Annotated in this window: 11 protein-coding genes; all 11 read right to left on the bottom strand. The window is 42.9% G+C overall.

The features are described 5' to 3' along the window. Window positions 1–24: 24 nt before the first annotated feature. A complete protein-coding gene (locus WMO65_RS26655) occupies window positions 25–8478 on the bottom strand; it encodes a helicase-like domain-containing protein (RefSeq protein ID WP_435380250.1) in 8454 nt (2817 codons plus the stop codon). A 27-nt stretch (window positions 8479–8505) separates the two neighbouring features. Continuing rightward, window positions 8506–10620 carry a type IA DNA topoisomerase gene (locus WMO65_RS15330; protein ID WP_349064418.1) on the bottom strand — a complete coding sequence of 705 codons (2115 nt, stop codon included), beginning with the start codon at window positions 10618–10620 and terminating at the stop codon, window positions 8506–8508. A gap of 72 nt (window positions 10621–10692) precedes the next feature. Next, window positions 10693–11358, bottom strand: coding sequence for a CD1107 family mobile element protein (locus WMO65_RS15325; protein WP_349064416.1), 666 nt, complete (start codon window positions 11356–11358; stop codon window positions 10693–10695). Further along, on the bottom strand, window positions 11348–11683 hold the full coding sequence (locus tag WMO65_RS15320; protein ID WP_029730842.1) for a DUF4315 family protein: 336 nt from the start codon (window positions 11681–11683) through the stop codon (window positions 11348–11350). Before WMO65_RS15320 ends, WMO65_RS15325 begins: the two co-directional genes overlap by 11 nt. Window positions 11684–11699: 16 nt before the next feature. Further along, window positions 11700–14129 (bottom strand): C40 family peptidase, encoded by a 2430-nt coding sequence (locus tag WMO65_RS15315; RefSeq protein WP_177284615.1) that lies wholly within the window; start codon window positions 14127–14129, stop codon window positions 11700–11702. A 5-nt stretch (window positions 14130–14134) separates the two neighbouring features. Then, the gene (locus WMO65_RS15310; protein WP_349064414.1) at window positions 14135–14581 is read right to left on the bottom strand and encodes a hypothetical protein; all 447 of its coding nucleotides are present in this window, start codon (window positions 14579–14581) and stop codon (window positions 14135–14137) included. After that, on the bottom strand, window positions 14550–15392 hold the full coding sequence (gene srtB, locus WMO65_RS15305) for a class B sortase (RefSeq protein WP_349064413.1): 843 nt from the start codon (window positions 15390–15392) through the stop codon (window positions 14550–14552). Before srtB ends, WMO65_RS15310 begins: the two co-directional genes overlap by 32 nt. Beyond that, window positions 15358–18183, bottom strand: coding sequence for a VirB4-like conjugal transfer ATPase, CD1110 family (locus WMO65_RS15300; protein ID WP_055282534.1), 2826 nt, complete (start codon window positions 18181–18183; stop codon window positions 15358–15360). Before WMO65_RS15300 ends, srtB begins: the two co-directional genes overlap by 35 nt. Continuing rightward, window positions 18164–18532: a PrgI family protein gene (locus WMO65_RS15295; RefSeq protein ID WP_029730837.1), complete on the bottom strand. Its 369-nt coding sequence runs from the start codon at window positions 18530–18532 to the stop codon at window positions 18164–18166. Before WMO65_RS15295 ends, WMO65_RS15300 begins: the two co-directional genes overlap by 20 nt. Window positions 18533–18556: 24 nt before the next feature. Beyond that, the gene (locus WMO65_RS15290) at window positions 18557–19426 is read right to left on the bottom strand and encodes a VirB6/TrbL-like conjugal transfer protein, CD1112 family (protein WP_055282538.1); all 870 of its coding nucleotides are present in this window, start codon (window positions 19424–19426) and stop codon (window positions 18557–18559) included. A 27-nt stretch (window positions 19427–19453) separates the two neighbouring features. After that, entirely contained in the window at window positions 19454–19666 is a 213-nt protein-coding gene (locus WMO65_RS15285; RefSeq protein ID WP_005421639.1) for a Maff2 family mobile element protein, read from the bottom strand. Window positions 19667–19677: the final 11 nt, after the last annotated feature.

Below are 19677 nucleotides of genomic sequence, written 5' to 3'. Positions count from 1 at the left end.
CTGGTCACTCTGACGGGATATCCTTTATAACTCCTGTTCGTGTTTCTTTTTTGGTTTCTGCTGTGTTTCGCCTGTCTGCTCCTGCTGTTTCTGTTCTTTTAGTCTTTCCAGAACAGACGTTTTATGAACACTGTCTGCGATTCTGTCCTGACGTTCCTCTGGCACGTTTACTTCCGGGTTTTCCCCGATGCCCTCATCTGCCAGAAGATTTTCTCCCCCTTTCTCATCCATGTTGAGCATGGCATTTAATTCTGCCAGACGTTCCATTTTTTCACTCAGTTCCGCTTCTTTCGGGAATGGCTTCTGTACCTCTTCCTGTGCAGTCTTTAACTGCTGTTGTACCGTTTCCAGATTCTGCTCGGTATCTGCCAGCTTTTTCCCGATTGCAGAAAGTGCATTATGAATCCTCTGGATATTGCCCAGAGTATCCTTTCCGAACTCAATCTTATAAGAACATTTTCCCTTGATCGTCATGGTATAAGTATTCGACAGGAAATTATATTCTGAAGAAAGTGCAAAACCATGATATTCTCCAATCTGCCCGGCTGATTTTACGGACTTCAAACCGGATGCTGCTGAAATGAGTGCAACTCCCGCTTCCTTTTTATCGGTATACAGCTTTCCACCGACTGTCATTACAAAGTGGTCATTATCCTGTAAATCTACTTCTTTTACCACATCTGCATCCACACGCATACCGGCAATTTTCTCCTTCAATGCTGCAATCTGTACCGGATACCGCTTTGCAATATCCGATTCCAGACGATAGATCTGACTGGTGTGGTTTGCTTTCAGAAGTTTCAGTTTACTTACCTGCACATCCAGATCCATTTTTTCTTTGATGTACTCGTTTCCTGTTGCCAGTGCTTTGATCTCTGCATAGGACAGGGCTGTATCATCTACATCTTCACAGGCACGCACCGGGGATTTACTGGTCATGATCTGTGAAATAAACTTCTGCTTGTTTTCCAGAATCTGCCACATGTACGAATCAAACGTATTTTCCGTTACATACCGGAAGATTTTTACCTTGTCATTCTGGTTTCCCTGCCTGAGAATACGTCCCTCCTGCTGTTCCAGATCTGACGGTTTCCAAGGGCAGTCCAGATGATGCAGTGCAAGTAGTCTGTCCTGGACGTTGGTACCAGCACCGAGTTTTGGAGTGGAACCCATCAAGATTCTTACCTGCCCGGCCCGCACCTTTGCAAACAGCTCCGCTTTTTTCACCTCCGTATTGTACTCATGGATAAATGCGATCTGCTCTTTCGGGATTCCCCGTTCCACCAGCTTATTTCTCACATCATCATAAACATTGAATGTTCCGTCAGTTTTCGGTGTGCTGAGGTCACAGAAAATCAGCTGGGTAGCCTGTGTATCTTTTCCGTCCTCCCATACCTGGAAAGCATTCTCCACGCAGGCATTTACCTTGCTTTCCCCTGCATCTGGCAGCATATCATTTAAAAGCCTCTGGTCTAATGCACATTTTCTTCCATCATTGGTAATTTTGAGCATGTTATCTACCCTTGGATCTACCGCACCTCCCCTAACCTGCTCTGCACGTTCTGAAAATGCTTCCACCATTTCTTTCTGCTCATCGCTCGGTTTTAATACTTCATTGATATATTCTGCTTCCGGTACAGGAAGATTCAACATGTCCGCAGTCTGAATATCTGCTGTTTCCTTAAATATGGAAATCAGTTCCGGAAGATTAAAAAAACGGGCAAATCGTGTTTTTGCACGATAGCCCGTCCCTTCCGGTGACAATTCGATTGCTGTAACTGTTTCTCCAAAAGTCGCTGCCCACGAATCAAAATGTCCCATTCCCATATTCATTAAAGTATCATACTGGAGGTATCTCATAATGGTGTATAATTCGGTCATACTGTTTGATACGGGTGTTCCCGTTGCAAACGTGATTCCTTTTCCCCCGGTAATCTCATCCATGTACCTGCATTTCATAAACATATCTGAACTTTTCTGTGCATCGGTCTGTGAAATGCCTGCCACATTCCGCATTTTAGTGTATAAAAAAAGATTTTTGTAATAATGTGACTCGTCCACAAACAGCCTGTCCACGCCTAACTGCTCAAAAGTCACAACATCATCCTTTCGTGTCTGGTCATTTAATTTTTCCAGTTTTGCTTTCAGGGTTTTCTTCGTCTTTTCCATCTGTTTAACGGTATACTGCTCCCCGACCTGCGTCTTTGCTGATTCAATAGAAAATGTAATATCTGCAATCTGATCTTCCAGCAATGCAATCTGTCTTTCCCTGGAAAGCGGGATTTTCTCGAACTGGCTGTGTCCAATAATGACCGCATCATAATCCCCTGTTGCGATTCTGGAACAGAACCGTTTTCTGTTTGCCGGTTCAAAGTCTTTCTTCGTTGCCACCAGAATATTTGCTCCCGGATATAAGCGTAAAAAATCACTTCCCCACTGTTCCAGTAAATGGTTTGGAACCACATAAAGGCTCTTTTGTGCCAGTCCCAGACGCTTGCTCTCCATACCGGCTGCGATCATCTGGAATGTCTTACCTGCACCTACGCAGTGTGCGAGCAGTGTATTATTTCCATAAAGGATATGTGCCACTGCATTTTTCTGATGCTCCATCAGCTTAATTTCCGGATTCATTCCGACAAACTGGATATGACTGCCATCATATTCTCTTGGTCTTACACTGTTAAACCGTTCATTATAAATTTTGCAGAGCGTTTCCCGTCGGCTCATATCCTTAAAAATCCACTCTTTAAATTCCTCCCGGATCAGTTCCTGCTTCTGCTGCGCCAGAGTAGTTTCTTTTCGGTTCAGTACCCGGTGTTCCCCATCCGCATCATGTATTGTGTCATAAATTTTTGTGTCACGCAGATTCAGTGCATCCTCCAACAAGCGATAAGCATTTGCCCTCTGTGTTCCATAAGTTGATGTGGAAAGTGGATTATTGCTGCTATCCACATTCTTTCCCTTTACATTCCACTGTCCAGTCACTTCCGCATACTGCACTTTAATACGCTCATAATTGATATGGTGTCGTGGTGTATGGAATGTTTCTGCCATGAACTCTGTAATATAGTCCGGAGAAATCCATGTTGCACCAAGCCTTGCTTCAATCTCGGAAGCATCCAGGTCTTTCGGCTGTACCCGTTCCAGTGCCTGCACATTGACCATATATTCCGGATGGTTTTCTGCAAACTGCCTTGCAACGTTCAGCTTCTCCCTGACATTCCCGGAAAGATACTCGTCGGATGGCTCCCATTTATCTGTAAGCGGATTTTTGAAGATAACACCTGTAAGCTCCTCTGTGACCTCTTCCTCTGTTTTCCCTGTAAGCTCCATCATATAAGGAATATCCACTTTCGCCTTTTCCCCGATAGATACCGCCAGTGCCTCACTTGCAGTATCTACCGATGTTACCGGCTCTGCCCTGCGGATCGTCCTTTTCGTAAATATGTCTGCTTTCCGCTTCAACTCGCCCTTTTCATCCAGAAATTCAAGGGAAGTCAAAAGGCAATAGCTGCTGTCCATGCTGAACGCTCTTTTATTTGCATTGCTGCTGAGTAGTCCATACTTGGCAGTAAAACTGTCATAAACCTGATTCAACTCAGCCTGTAAGCTGGCAACCTCTTCATCACTGCATTCATCCAACTGCCGTTCCAAAAGCCTGTTTGTTGCATCCCGGATGGCAACCATACCTCTGACACGTTCGCCTGTCACAACGGGAAGTTCCATCTTATTCATAGCAGAATTTTCCCTGTAATAAATATCCTCTCCGACAAGTGCAAAGCTGAAGTTCTTAATGTTCGGATCTGCCGGTATGGATACCACCTTTTCTTCCAATTCCGTATCCGAAATCTCCTGCTCTGTAATAGTTCCCTGGATATGCTTTACCGCTTCTTTTAACTGCTCTGCCAGATCTGCTCCCTCTTTTGCCTTTACCGTCACTTCCTGTTTTCCGTACTGGGTACTTTCTGTTGTGAAATCCCCAAGCACCATTTTCGGATGATCTGCAAAATAGGAATTGACTGTATAGCCTTCTGACGTGGTTTTTAACTGTACCCAGTCTGGCTCTGTGATTGCAGCCCTGTCCCTTTTCTGGAAAAACAGAATATCCGCAACCACACTGGTATTGGCATTTCTCTGGAAAGCATTGTTCGGTAAGCGGATTGCCCCTAGCAGATCTGCCCGGTTTGCAAAATACTGTCGGACTTCCGGATTCTGTTTATCCATTGTACCGCTTGATGTAACAACTGCCACCACTCCTCCCGGACGTACCAGGTCTAAGGATTTTGCAATAAAATAATCATGAATCATAAAATGGTATCTGTCATACTTGCGGTCACTGACCTGATATGCCCCAAACGGTACATTTCCAATCACACAGTCAAAAAAACTGTCCGGATAACTGGTTTCCTCAAATCCCTGTACTGCAATCCTGTTCTTCTGGTAAAGCTGTTTCGCGATCTGCCCGGAAACCGGATCAAGCTCCACGCCGTACATATTTGCAGCACTCATGCTTTCCGGTAAAAGTCCCATAAAGTTACCAACTCCACAGGATGGCTCCAGGATATTTCCCTGTTTCAGTCCCATATTTCCAAGTGCTTCATACATAGCCTTGATAACCGTCGGAGAAGTATAAAAGGCATTCAACGTTGATGCCCTTGCTGCACTGTATTCTTCTGGCGTGAGGACTCCTTTTAACTGCGTGTATTCCTCTGCCCAGGCACTGTTTCTTTCTTCAAAAGCCTGTGGAATACCGCCCCATCCAACATATCTTGACAACACTTCCTGTTCTTCCGATGTTGCTAATCTCTGCTCCTGTTCCAGTTCCTTCAGCAGCCGGATAGCTTCCATATTTGCTTTAAACTTTGCTTTCGGACCGCCAGCACCAAGGTCATCGTCTGTAATATGGAAATTATGAGGTTCCTGTTCCTGCACCTGTTCATTCTGCAGATATGGTAAAAATTCTCCCTCATAGCCAAACAGTTCGTTCTCCCCTGGAATATAATTTCGTCCGGTTTCCATACACCGGAAAATATCAGCTTTTGATGAACCACTCGCTTCGTAGAATCCTGCATAGGAATATAAAATATCATCTTCTCGCTCGTAGGTAGTCAAGTGCAATTCTGTATTTCCTCTTGTCTGGTTTACCAGTTCTTTCCCTTCCAGACCTTGCGGAAGAATCCCCACTGCTTCAAAATGATACCCCTGATATTCAAATACATTCTCGTCCCACTGTTCCTGTACAATTACAGATTCCGGCTCAGATTCTGATTCTTGTAAATCCAGTTCCTGTCGTACTCTGGTAATTTCTTCTGGATTCATGACATGATCTGTATATGGCTCGATCATATCCTCCTGCCATCTGTCATTATCATTCCAGATTTTTTCTGAAATGTCAGAAACCAACTGTATCTGTTCCGGTGAAAAGTCTGGATTCAGTACTGGTTCTAACATACGCTCCTGTTCAGCCAGCTTTCGGATAACAGCCATCTGTTCCTCGGAAAAATCCTCTACAGATTTTCCAACTGTATCCATACTGTCATAGATCAGTTCGCCTACACGACTTTTTAATACATAATCATCCTCATAAAAGCCATCTTCCCACAATTCTTTTGCTTCTTCAAAGGACATATGCGGATCTGCCTCTGGTTCTTCATTTTGTATCTCTTCCACTTCTGCAGCCGATTCTTCTACTTCCGGTTCTTCCGTAATTTCCTCTGGTTCAGAATTACTCATAATGTCAAATAAAGACATCTGGTATCCTGTCAAACCTTCCGTCTGCTCTGCTACTTCCTGTGCCGGGAAAATCGTATAGCTGCCCTCCACATACTGATGTACTTCTGTTAAAAGCTGTAATTTCTTCTCATAAGTTTCATTTACTGATTCAAAATCCAATGGCAGCATTGCCAGTGCATCGTCCATCGCCTGTAACAGTTTCTGTGCCTGTTCCGAATCATTCAGCATAGCAGGTAATTCTTTTTTTGCTTCTTCATTGAAGAAATCCTGTTTAAATGGACGCTCAATTTCTTCTGGCAGTCTTGCATAAAAGCTAATCACTTTCCCTGCAATTCGTTCCCTTTCATAATCTGGCATACGGGAATAATCAGCAGAATGTAAAAACTGTTGATTATCAATCAGATAACCGACTCTTTTCGCCACTTTTGCCCAGGGAAGCAACACCGAAGTATCTGGATTCCCATAGGTTCCTCTCTCCAGTTTCAACCCTTTTCCGTCATAATCTGCATGGGAATTATCTGCACCACATAAAGCGTGGCTACAACCACCTGTACCGTATTTTTCCTTAATAAAATCTGTTCTCGCTTTATCATCTTCATTCAGAAGATAAAACGAATAGGTAGAAAGCCTGCCATCAGAATAAGGGCCTCCACCGGCAAGAAAAGCGTCTATTTCATCCTGAGTAATAAACACCTTATGTTCCTGCCATGTAAAGCCATCCCTTGCACTGTATGGAACCACTTCTACTGCAAATTTCTGGAACTGACTGGATATTCTGACTGGGTTATAGGTACGGAACCGCATAATGCTTCTATCTTCCTCATAAGCCATTGCCAGTCCTTCCAGACGCTCATTCATATCTGACAGCCACTGTGAATCTGACAACTTTTCTTCCAGATAATCTGTTATTTCCGGATAAATACTGCGAAGATATGGTAAATCCTCTTCATCAAAAACAAGTTCCGCTACACCCTCTGCCATATCCGCTTTCATATAGGCAAGTGCCTGGGCATGTTCCTTTACTGCGTTCTCCCTTGCAACATCGAGTACAGACTGCGGTGCATATTCACCCTGTTTCAAAAGCTGATGGATACGTCCACTCACATCTTCCCAGGATAAAAACACCTTATCCAGAATCTGATCTGTAACCGTATGTCCTACTGCAATCTGCAATCCGGTTTCATCAAACCAGACCGAATACTCCATACCATTGATTTCAAAGCCTTTTCCACCAGTCCCATACTCCCGCTTCACAAACTCCGTATATTCCTCCGGTGTCTGTTCGCTCATAAAATTATAGATAATACGAAGCTGGCTCTTGCTTCGGTTTCCTCCGGTTCTTAAAACCTCATCGACCACTTCACTTGGAATGGCAATCTCTCCTGCATAAAGGGCAGCTACTCTGTTTTCAATTTCTCGTTTCTGTTCATTTACAGACGGAAGTTTTGGCAAAGATAAAGCAGAGGCAATTTCTTCCTCTGCTTTACTTAACTGATCTTCACTTGTATCTTCAATTAACTGTATACCAATTCCGTCAAGATGCTCTCTTCCGCTGTTGCCGTCAGACTGTTCATATGTGCTGCCCACGCCATCGGGTTCTCCTCTTTCGACGGTGCCGGATTCTTCTCCAACAGTTTCTCCATCAGTACTTCCAATCTCTCCTGTGCCGCTTTCTCGATCTCCTCCAGATGGCTGTTCAATTTCCCGGTCAGCAACAGGCTCTGGTACAGGCTGTTCTTGTACTCCTTCAGAAATGTCCTCCGCAACATTCCGTATTTCCCGATCTGTGCTTCTGTTTCCTGAATTGTCAGGTTTGGAAACAGATAATCCCCTTTTCGATGATATGTCAGTGCCATACTCATTTCCTCCTTCATTTTCCTGTGAATATTCTTTTTCTGTAATAGTATCGTTGTTTTCTTTGCTTTCACGAATTAACGTGTTAAAGTTATTATAATTCCTTTCTTCTGAATTTTCAATACCTTTTTTCATTTCTTCTAATGAAATGCGATGTACATATCTTCCAATATCCACCAGAACTGATTCACTCGCTCTGCTTGTGGCATTTCCAATGAATGTCAGCACAGAGAGGCAATTGTAATCTGTAATATGTACAAAATCCATTTCCTCCTGCCGTTCCATTGGATCAAGTCCGCATCTGGAAGCAAGTGTATAATAAATGCTGTCCGTCAACAGACTTCGGAACTCACTGCGGATGGTATCTTCCTCCAGTTCTTCCAGATAGGTTCCCTCTGTCACATACAACAGACCATCCAGATACTCCTCCAGATTTTCCTCCACCATATACCTAGCGGTTGCCATCAAAGCGTCAGAAAGATTTTTCGTATCTTTCGCTTCCAATCCATAAACTTCTTCCAGGTGAAGCAATACCTCTTCCTGCTGTTCTTCCTGTAGTTTCCACAGATACGGTGTTCTTCCACCATTTACCATATGGGTATCCTGAACATCGAATACATATCGAAGTCTTGTTTTCTGCGTGGTTTCATCTATAAGGGCAATTCCTTTTGCCCCTCTGTTTACCCACCGGAACATTTTTTGATTCCATAATTCCAGCGACGCACAGGCAGTTGCCTGTGGACGCTGTGCATGAATCAGAAGCTGATCCATAAATGGGTATCGGTATAATCTGGCTGCGGTATCCAGATAGTTCATCCAGTCCCTGGGCGAACTGCTGATACTGGATGCATGTGCTTCTGCAAGACCTCTTATATCTTCCAATCGAGCCATAACCTTATTCCTCCTTCCGTCAGTTCTTTATTTTTTCTTTTTGTTGCTGTTTGTTTTCTTTTTAGGAAATTCCAGACTGAATCTGGCTTTTCCATCTTCCACCCCAAGTACAAGGTCAGCATCAAATTTGCTGTCTTTTTTCTTGGAATACAGTCCTTTTATATGAGTACGTCCCCTTTTCAGAAGCTCCACAGCCATCTTTTTATCCATTGATTTTTTCATACTTTCCAGAAACCTATTTGACTTCCATAAAGCAAACGGACAGCTTCTGTCAGAACAGTAATAATTGCTCTTACCCTCATATACATCGGAACCGCATATTGGACATTTCCCGATTACTTCCCTTGCAGTCTGAAAACGACTTCGTTCTTCTTCTGGAATCGCCCTGCATACAGAAAGGATCTCAGTAATCATAGATACAATCCCATCCATAAATTCATCATCCCGAATTTTTCCCTTTTCCATCATCAGAAGCTGATTCTCCCATTCTGCTGTCAGGCTTGCAGATTTCAGATTCTCCGTCATTACATGAATCAGCTCACAGCCTGCCGCCGTAGGAAGAATCTGTTTTCCTTTACGTTCTGCATACCCGGAAGACACCAGTTTCTCAATAATATTAGCTCTGGTTGCCGGTGTCCCAAGTCCCTTTTTCTCTGTTTCAGAATCAAATTCCTTATTTCCCGCTGTTTCCATCGCAGCAAGCAGAGTATCTTCGGTAAACATCTTCGGTGGGGAAGTGTAATGGGTACTCTTCTCTGCTTTCACAGAAACAAGAATCATTCCCTCCTCATACACTTCTGGAAGTCCTGTCTTATTATCTGGTTCATCAGATTTCTTATCCTTCACACAATATTTCCGAAAGGCTTCTTCCACTTCTTTAAATCCCATCTGCACAGGCAGCTTTCCTTTCGTAGCAAATTCATGTTCTTTGCACTGTACAGAAATTTCAGTCTGCTCATAAAGGTAATCTTCTCCGGTTGCCTGTACAAGCTGCTGTCCAATCAGCATCATAAGATTTTTCTTTCCATCTGAAAGTCCTCCCATACCTTTTTCTACTGCCTCTTTTGTCAGCAGGATTGCATGGTGGTCTGATACTTTTGTATTATTGATTACACGCTCTGCATTTCCTCCAGATTGTTCAGATTTCAAAAATGGGAGAAAATCTGTCATTTCATCTACAAGTGTTTCTACCGTTTCTTTCATATCTTCCGTTACATACTGGCTATCCGTTCTCGGATATGTAACCATCTTTTCCTCATACAGTTCCTGCAGCATATCCAGTGTTTTCTGAGCGGTGTATCCAAAATAACGGTTCGCCTCTCTCTGCAGACTGGTCAGATCATAAAGTTTCGGCGGTGAAATTCGTTTCTGCGCCTTTTTTACTTTTGTAACCATTGCTTCTTCCCCATCACAAAGTTTTCTTAATTCGTCTGCTTCTGCTTCAGACTGGATATTTTCTGATGTTACTGTAAGTTTCCCATCTGACAGAGAAACCTTATAATAGGCTTCTTTCTTGAAATGCTCGATTTTCTCTTTTCTTTCTGTCAGCATGGAAAGCGTTGGTGTCTGTACCCTGCCGACCACCAGGCGTTTAAAATATCTGGTTGTATAGGCTCTCGTTGCGTTCATTCCGATCAGCCAGTCTGCCTGCGCTCTGCACACCGCAGCATTACAAAGACCTGCGTATTCTTTCCCGTCCTTTAAGGTCTGGAAGCCTTTCTGAATTGCTTCATCTTCCATTGAACTGATCCACAGACGCTTCACTGGTTTTTGACAGCCTGCCAGATCATAAACTCTTTTAAAAATCAGTTCTCCCTCTCGCCCGGCGTCACAGCCATTGACCAGATACGCCACATCTTCCCGATTCATTAAGCTGCACAATACTTCAAACTGCTTCTTTTTATCCTCTGATACCTGCACTTTCCATACTTCCGGGATGATCGGTAAATCCTCAAACTGCCATTTTTCATATTTTTCATCATAAATTTCTGGTGGTGCATATTCTGCCAGATGTCCCAGGCACCAACTGACAATGCAACTGTTCCCCTCCAGATAGCCGTCCTCTCTCTGATATGCAGATAAATTCTTTGCAAGGCTCTGTGCTACACTTGGTTTCTCTGCAATCACTAAAAATTTTGCCATATTTTCCTCCTGTTCCTGTCAAAAAGGCAGTCCCAAAAGAACTGCCCTTTCTCCATACCTTATGATTTTTTGTTATTTCTGCTGATTCTCTGCATTTTCTTCATCTTCATTGATGTAACTGTCATCAGCAAATTCCAGCCCTTCCTCTACAATGCCGTCCTCTTTTTTCTTTCTCAATTTTCCAAAAGCGAACACGCCAAGACCACCCAATGCCAGCGTTGCAACTGCTCCCAAAGCAATCCATCCAATCATCTTGTTAATGCCAGATTCCTGCTTTACCTCTGTTTCCGGCTGTGCTGTAGTTTCCGGTTCTGGTGTTGTAGTCGTTTCTGGAAGAACAACCGCAGATTCCTCTTTCTTTTCCGTTTCTTTGGTTTCATCTAAGAACTCTGCCAGGTCATTTTCATCCACAAGTGACATCATGTACACATTTTCAGAAGTACCGGAACGGTCAATGACCATATAAAAGGTATTTCCATTCTTTGTCTGTACAGTCAGAAACTGCTTGGTATTGTCATTCTCCTTATCATCCACAAGCTGTCCGTTTCCCGGTGTAGAAAACGGTGTTCCTTCTGTGGCAGGCTGCTCTGCAGGCTGTTCTTCTATGACCTGCTCTGTTGCTTCGGTCTGCTCTGCATTTTCATTTGCCTGTGCAAAAGCAGTCACACTGGCAGAACCAATCAGCATCGTAGCTGACAGCATGACCATCAAAATTTTTTTCATTACCTTATTCTTCATCTTCCAAATCCTCACTTTCTTCTACCTGTCCGGTTGCCACATTTCTCTCCAGACTTTCTTCTTTCTTTGCGTCTGTTTCGGAACTGTCCATAGAGAGATTGCCCTCCTCATCAAACTGCATGGTAACTGTTCCGTTCTGAATCCCATCCAGAAAAGTCAGCATCTCTCGGCTGTCCATTTTCATGGAACGGATCGCCTTGATGATTTCTGCATCCTCCATCTGCTTTTTCTGGATTTTTAGTTTCTTTACATATTCCTGTAATTCCAGAATCTTATCTTCAGTTTTCTGAATATCATCCAGAACCTTTTTTAATCGCATGTTCATATTCCATCACTCCCTTCTAATGAAGCCTTCCAAATGCCATAAAGTGTTGCTGCCAGTAAGAGCTTGCAATGCTCGTATACTGAATCGGGTTTCCACAATGGATCATCATATTATTTCCTACATAAATTCCAACATGGCTCGCTCCCGGCGTATCATAAGTTCCCTGGAAAAAGATCAGATCTCCTGGCTTTGCATCCGATGGAGATACATAGGAACAATAAGACCGAAGCCCATCTGCCGTTGTTCTTCCTACATTCCAGCCATTTCCGCAGTTATTGATTACCCAACATACGAAACCGGAACAATCAAAACTGGTAGATGGAGATGCACCGCCCCACACATACGGATAACCCAGATATTTTTCTGCTTCCCGAATCATCTTGGCAAACTGCGGATCAGAAAGTGCTTCTGCCGGAATATCATATCCAAAGCCTGCCCCGCCTGTCGGAATTGAGTTAAGGTCAAACAGATAATCACGATTTCCATAGTATTTGTTGTAAGCGTCATACTGCTCCTGTTCCTTATCTGTCATACGGTTTCTTAAAACTGCATCCAGATTATGGTTCGTGAGTGTTACATCCAAACGGTTCACTTCTCTTGTCGTTGTTACTTCTACTTCCTGACTTCCGTTGCTGTCTGCTATGTACGCTTCCCAGGTCTGATGCCCATGTGCTGATGCAGAAGCATGATCACCATAATATACATCAAACTGAACACCATATTTTGCAAATGCTCCCGTATCTTCTACTACATATTCCACTCCATTCATAATGACATGGGTTCCCATAGGCACAAATGGATTGGAAGCATCTACTGCAATCGTATGATTAGCCTGTGGATATGCGCCACTTGCAGTCGGACCACCACTCCACTGCCCGCAACAGATTGAACAGTTACAATATCCGCTGGTTACCACCTGTCCCAGTGATTCCCCAACCCTGACCTTTTTCTTTTCTGTTACAGTTTCTCGTGTCGAGTCCGTATACAACCCATACTGTTCCTTAAAAATCTCCTGGATCTCATCTGCAACCTCTGCATAGGTAAAACCGCCATACTTGACTGTCAAGTAAGAAATAAGTTGATACGGGTTGTGTCCAATCTCATCAATCTGGAACTGGAACTCATCATAGTCGGAATGGTTTGCCTTCATCTGATTGATCTGCTCATTCAGTGCATTTTCCAATGCTACATAAGCATTTTCCGCAGCATAAATATCTTCATCCTCACTGGAATAACTGGTAGAAATAATGGCATTGGAACCTCCCTGGAATAATGCAGCGCAACTTGACAGACTCGTTGCCATCAATGCAAAAAGCAGAACCATAACTCCTATCGTCAGAAGGATATTCCGGTTCTGCGCCACAATCTCCTTGACTGCTGCCTTGGCTTTCTCCGTAAATCGCTGTGCATTTACAAACACTGCATCTTTCGCAGCCTTTCCCTGTTTCGCAGCCTGATACTGTTTCTGGTAACGCTTTTTCTGCAGTAATTTCTTTAAGGCAGACTGTTTTTTCTGCTCTGCTTCTTTCTGAACCGCCTTTTTTGCCTCATTGGAAGCACTAGTTCCAAACTGCAAGCGGGATTTTTCCATTTCTTCCAGCACAGATTCCCTTAACCGGTTATTTCTCTTCCGGTTCTCTTTTAACCGTTCCCGGACGTAAATTGACTTTCTTGCAAGACTTTCTCCCGCAAGTTCCATTTGCTCTGCTGCATCAAGAGCCGCATTATCGTCGGTATCCTCTCTAATCTTTTTCTGACCATAGGCAGATGCCGTTTCAGAAACAACGGTTGCACCCTTTCTTGCCATTCCACTGCCTGGAATCATACCTTTGCCTTCATCTTCAAAGGAAAGACGGGATTTTGATTTCTTCTGTTCTTTTAGCGTCTGTTCCCTTTTCGTCTTGCCTTTGATCTCTTCCCGAAAATCTTCCATTGATTTTTCATCAACTTCTGACTTTTCATGGTAGCGTTTCTGCTCTTTTGCTGCATAGGCTGTGACCATCTTTTTCTTTCGGCTCTGCCTGTCTGGTTCCGGTGTTTCAGAATCACGTTCAGCATCCTGTCCCGGATGTCCCCGGATACTTTCTTTACGAAGTCTGGAACGTGAAACAGACGGAGATTTCTCCCCGTCTGCCTTATCCTCACTCATTTCTGAGTTTTCCATTTCATCCGCTTCCGCAATTTTTTCCTGTTCCAGAAAAGCGTGTCTTGACTGTAACCTGTGTTTTCCCTCTGTTCCTTCCTCTACTGGTTCTTCTGCAGTATGAGCTTTTCTTGCCTTTCCAAAATCCAGCTCCTGTTCCCTGTGTCCGGCTGTTTTCTTCTCATCTGCCTCGCGTCTGGTAATTCGCTTCTCCTTTTTACTGCGAAGATTTTCTTCCCGAAGTCCATCCCGGCTCATCTTCTGGACAGTTTTATCCCTTGCTTTATATTCATGCTCCTGCATGGTCATCATCTCCTGATTTCATAATTTTTGTTCAGAAACGTGTTCCATCTGTTTTCAATGGCAATCGCCTTATCCTTTAATTTCACTGAAACATCAGAAAGACCACTCTGTAACTCTCGCCCCTGCGTATCTGCAAGCAGAGCCAATGAATCCATTACTTCTAACAGACCAGCAATACAAAGCATATCCTTATGCGCCATTTCTAAAAGTGATCTTTCAGATTCCCCATAAGCCCAGTAGTCTTCGCTGTCCCAGTCCCAGATACCTCCTGTTCTTGCTTTATCTGGTTTAGAATCCGGCTCTACACTGTCCTGCTCATTATCAAAAAAATCATTTCCATCGCACTTAATTTTCTCTTCCGGTTCTTCCATATCACTTATCTCATCAAACCAGTCCTTCGTCAGATCTTCGCAGCCAAATTCAAATTCTTCCGGTTCTTTCTCGGCTTTCATTTTGCTGAATTTTTTTTGCAACCACGACCATACGCCCATTCCGCTGTGAATATTCGCATGTGGACAATGTAAGCAGCTTGTCCCCATATTCTGCTGTGATTCCGGTTTCATAGATTGCTTTTCGCTTAATTTCTCTAATAAAGTACTCATAATCTGCCCCTTTCTGTGCTTTTATAAAACTGTAATAGTTAAAGTCATTTCCGGTATAAACCGGTGTTGTAAATGCTGATAATATCTGATACTGTTCATTTCCCCATATGGTACGGAACAGGATTGTTGGATGCTCCTCATAAAATCCCTTGTCTTTATATTTTTCAAGATCAGCAAACATCTTCCCACTGTTCATATGATGCCCATAGATAATCAGGTTGTCTGAATCTCCCGGCACACATTCCTCAGCAAGAAACAGACAGCCATTTGCTGAGTAGTCCCCATTAAAATCCCGATGCAGATAATAATTCTTATCTCCGGGCCTGTACATAACTGGGTAGTCTATCTTTGTTCCCTCAATCGTAAGCCACCCAATACAATCTGGATTTTCCTCATGCAATGCCAGTATTCCAGCATCTACTTCTATAAAAGAATCGCCGGAAGAATTTTCTCCCGGCTCGTCCTCTTTCTCCTGCATAAGTTCCTGCAACTCTTGCTGTAACTGATTGTCCTGTCTTTCCTGTATGAACATTCCCATCAGAAAGTAAATACTGATAGTAAGCAAAATAATCGAAACAATCATCAATATTCCTGCTATAAACCGCCTCACTCTGCCACTCCTCCTGTTAATCGTCCCTGTCTTTGATGCCAAGTTTTTCACGTTTTTCCACATCTTCCGGTTTCGATGACATTAACGCATACAGCATAAGAGAATTATCAAATCTGTCCTTAAACGGAATAATTGTATTTCCATAAAAAATCAAGCCTTCTCCTGCTCCACTGTTTGTCACATAGGAAAGCTGATGCGGAGAGATGTTAAGCTGTTTGGCAAGAATCTGTCTGTCCCCGGATGCCTGGTTAAGCATCAGAATAAAATCAGAGTTTTCAAAGATGTTCTCGATTTCTCTTGAAGCAAGCAGGTCTTTTACATTCTGTGTGATACCAGTCGGAATACCGCCCCACTTACGGAACCTCTTCCAGATTTCCACGCTATATGCTGCTGTCTGTTCTTCTTTCAGCAGCAAGTGAAACTCATCAATGTAATATCTGGTAGATTTATGTGCAGCACGATTGACTGTTACCCTGTTCCAGACCTGATCCTGAACAATCAGCATACCAAGTTTTTTAAGTTGCTTACCAAGGTCTTTAATGTCGAAACATACCAGACGGTTATTCAACTCAACATTCGTGCGATGGTTGAATACTTTAAGAGAACCATTAACATAGATTTCCAGTGCCGTTGCCAGACGCTGTGCCTCTGGTTCTTCCTGCTTGCGAAGCAGATTGTATAAATCCTCCAGTATCGGCATCTTCTCTGGAACCGGATCTGCAAGATAGTCCTGATATACCAAGCGGACACAACGGTCAATAATCGTCTTTTCTACTGGCTCCAAGCCATTCTTCCCACCTACTACCAGTTCACAAAGTGAAAGAATAAAATCTGATTTCAGAGATAACGGATCGTCATCATCCGCATAATTGGTGTTAATATCCATCGGATTGATATAATCATGACTAGTTGGCGAAATACGAACAACCTGTCCATTGAATGCCCGGACTATGGGAAAATACTCGCCTTCTGGATCACAGATAATAATATCGTCCTTTGTCACGATAAAAACATTGGTAATTTCACGTTTTGCCGCAAAGGACTTACCAGCTCCCGGAGTACCCACGATCAAGCCATTCGGGTTTTTCAGTTTCTTCCTGTCAGCCATAATCAGGTTGTTAGACAAGGCATTCAGACCGTAGTAAATGGATTCTCCACCCATAAATAATTCCTGTGTCGTGAACGGAACAAAAATCGCTGTTGAAGTTGTCGTTAATGCTCTTTTAATAGGAATCCAGTTTTTTCCAAGTGGCAGACTGCTCATAAGTCCCGGTTCCTGCTGATAATCAAGCCTCTTTAATGCACAATTATATTTCTGTGCAATACCTGCGGTCTGAAATACCACATTTTCCAGTTCCTGTTTATTTTTTGCAGTATTTAAAAACACCACCGTCACAAGAAACATTCTCTCATTCCTGGATTGCAAATCTTCCAGAAGCCTCTTTGCTTCCCCTCCGTAAGTATTCAAATCAGACGGGATAATATCCATATCATATCCGGAACGAACTGCTTTTTTCTGCTCCTCAATTTTCATCCTGTTAATATCTGTAACCTTTGCTTTTACCAACTTAATCGCTTTCATCTGGTCGATGGACTGGATGTGAAGATTCACAAGCAGATTGCAGTCCATTTCCAGAAATTCCGCAAGCATTTTATCAGTCAGCTCCGGTGCCAAAATCTGCAGGTAGGATACTGCCCCGATAGTATCTCCCATCTGAAAATCTTTTCCGTTCTTAAACACAAAACTGGATGGTGCGATATAGTCCTTGGTATTCAGTCCGGTACGCAGCACATCGTCATAGCTGAACCGGAACGGAACTTTATTGTCCTGGTTGAACGTTTCATACATAATCTGCAAACGCTCCACGCCATTCAACGGATAAGCAGACACCCCTAATACCTTAAAGTTATTGAGAATATCCGTTTCGATACGCTCCAGTTTCGGTTTTGCTTCCCGGATATTGTCTGCTTCGATTCCAAATGTAAGATACTTTGTTCTGACAAGACCATTATTTCCCTTTGCCAACTGGTTTCTGAGCATCTGAGCAAACTCCATACGCAGATCATCAAAACTGTCATTCTGCTTCTTAATGCGAATCACATCTTCATATTCTGCCATATTGCTGTGATGATTGATAAAGGACAACTGGAAATGAATCGTACTGTCAAAATAGTTCAGGAAATCACACCAGTTTTCAAAAATCGCATTTTTATCTTCGTTCTGTGCCAACTGATAGTTAATATCATAAAAACGGATGGTCTTGGAATAATAACCATCTTCCACACGACAGATACCGTCTTTTCCCATTTCTCTGTATGGAATAGACTGTTGTGCGGTAATCTTCTTTTCTTTATTTCCACCACTCGTATTCCTGTTTACTTTTTTTACAGCTCCCTTTTTACCATTGGATTTTACAGAAGATGACACTGCTGGTTTCGTCTTCTTTTTATATTTATTCTCTTTTTTCGCCTGTTTCTTTGCTGCTTTTTCTTCACGAGCTGCCAGCTTTGCCTCCTGCTTTGCACGTTTTTTATCTTCTTTTTCGTGTGCCTTATGAAGTTTTGCTTCATACTTCTGTGCTTTTTCCCAGGCTCGCTGCTCTCGTCTGCTTAATTTACGTCTTGGTCTGCGGATACCCCGATGTCGCTCCAGTGCTTCATACCCTGTAACCATAGGTACTCCCTTCAAACGCTGTCTGTCCTTGACAAAATCTTCTGCTTCATCCATGGCAAACACTGGTAAACCATCAGCAGAATCTGCTTCATCTAACCACCAGTCCTCTGGATAAGAAGCATCTTTGGCATGTTCTGGCAGCAATTTATCATTTTCTCTTCTTTCCACGAACTGTACCTCCCTTCGATTTTGTTATAATTTTTCTTTTCTCATACATATTTTCCACCTCATACTTTCGCAACGGAGGACGGATAAATTTTACTGTAATCATATTTTTCAGGACTTTTTCTAAAGGAAGTCCGTCTTTCTCATACATGGCAAACAAAAAAGCCGGAAGCATCAACAAACACATTCCGGTTGCCGCATTACTTGAACCAATCAATCCTCTTGCCAGGAAATAAAATGGAAGCCCTACTGCCGCTGCAATGCCAAGACAGATAAGCTGACGTTTTGTGAGGTTCAGAATAATCTTATTTTTAACTTTCGTCAGATCTTTGGGTACTGATACAAAAGCCATTTTCTATCATCTCCTTTTTTATATTTAATGTGTGTTAAACACACTCTTTGAGAAATTGGCTGTTTTCATAAGGCTGAAGCAAAGTACAACCGTATAAGCCATTACACTGAGCAATGCTGTATGCACGTTATCTGATACCTGTATATTAGCAACCAGTACGGAATAAATGCCCACACACACCATGATAAAAAATCCCTGGAATGCCAATGCGAACAATCCTCTTAAGTAATTGCTGCCAATCTGTCCCCATTCCCGATTGCTCATTGTTGCAAACGGAATTGCACCGATTGACGAATACAAGTAAATCTCAATCATACGTCCATAAAGAATGACCGTTATAAAAACGGAAATAACCTTTAAACACAGGCTTGCCAGAAGTGTTTCCAGTGCCAGTATGACCAGTTCCCCTACTTCCATTGATTCCATTGCCGTTTCCATTGAAGTGACCACCGAATCAATATTAATTGCTGTCTGATGATTGATCACTCCTGATGCCCGGTTCACTACATTCTGTCCCACATCAAAAATTGCCATAGTAATTGTGAATGCATTACTTACGAACCAGACTGCAACCCACATTTTAAAAAAATATTTGAAGAACATCCACGTATCAATGTCATGCATGTTGTTCTTCTCTGTGAGCATGGAAATCAGCTCATAACACAGCACAAAGGTTATAATCATCCCGGCAATCGGCACGATCACAGAATCTGACAGATTCTGAATCAGACTAAATATACTGCCATTCCATCCCTGGGGCGTTTGCCCAACCTGACTTGCAATATCACCGGTTTTTTCATTTACATCGGTAAACATGTTCGTCAGGTTTGAGCTGACCATGCCTGTAAGGAGGTTACGCATCCATTCTTCTATGGACTCAAAAATCTTATCCATGCGTGTTCTCCTTTCTTACTGCCACGGCTAAAATAAATTCGCCAGTAATGGTACAAGCTGTGTACCGATTAAAACGACACCTCCACCTGCCATAAGCTGCTTGATTCCCTGTGACTTCGCACCCGGATTATCATTACCATAACCTTCCAGAAGATTGATAACTCCCCAAACTGCAAGTCCTGCTCCGATTGCGACAACGAGTGTCTGTAAAATATTAATTGCTGATGTAAAAAACGCCATAATCTATGTTC

Source organism: Blautia caccae (genome assembly GCF_040095955.1).
Classification (GTDB): Bacteria; Bacillota; Clostridia; order Lachnospirales; family Lachnospiraceae; genus Blautia; species Blautia celeris.
Note: the sequence above shows the minus strand (reverse complement) of the source record. Positions and strands in the feature narration are given on the sequence as shown.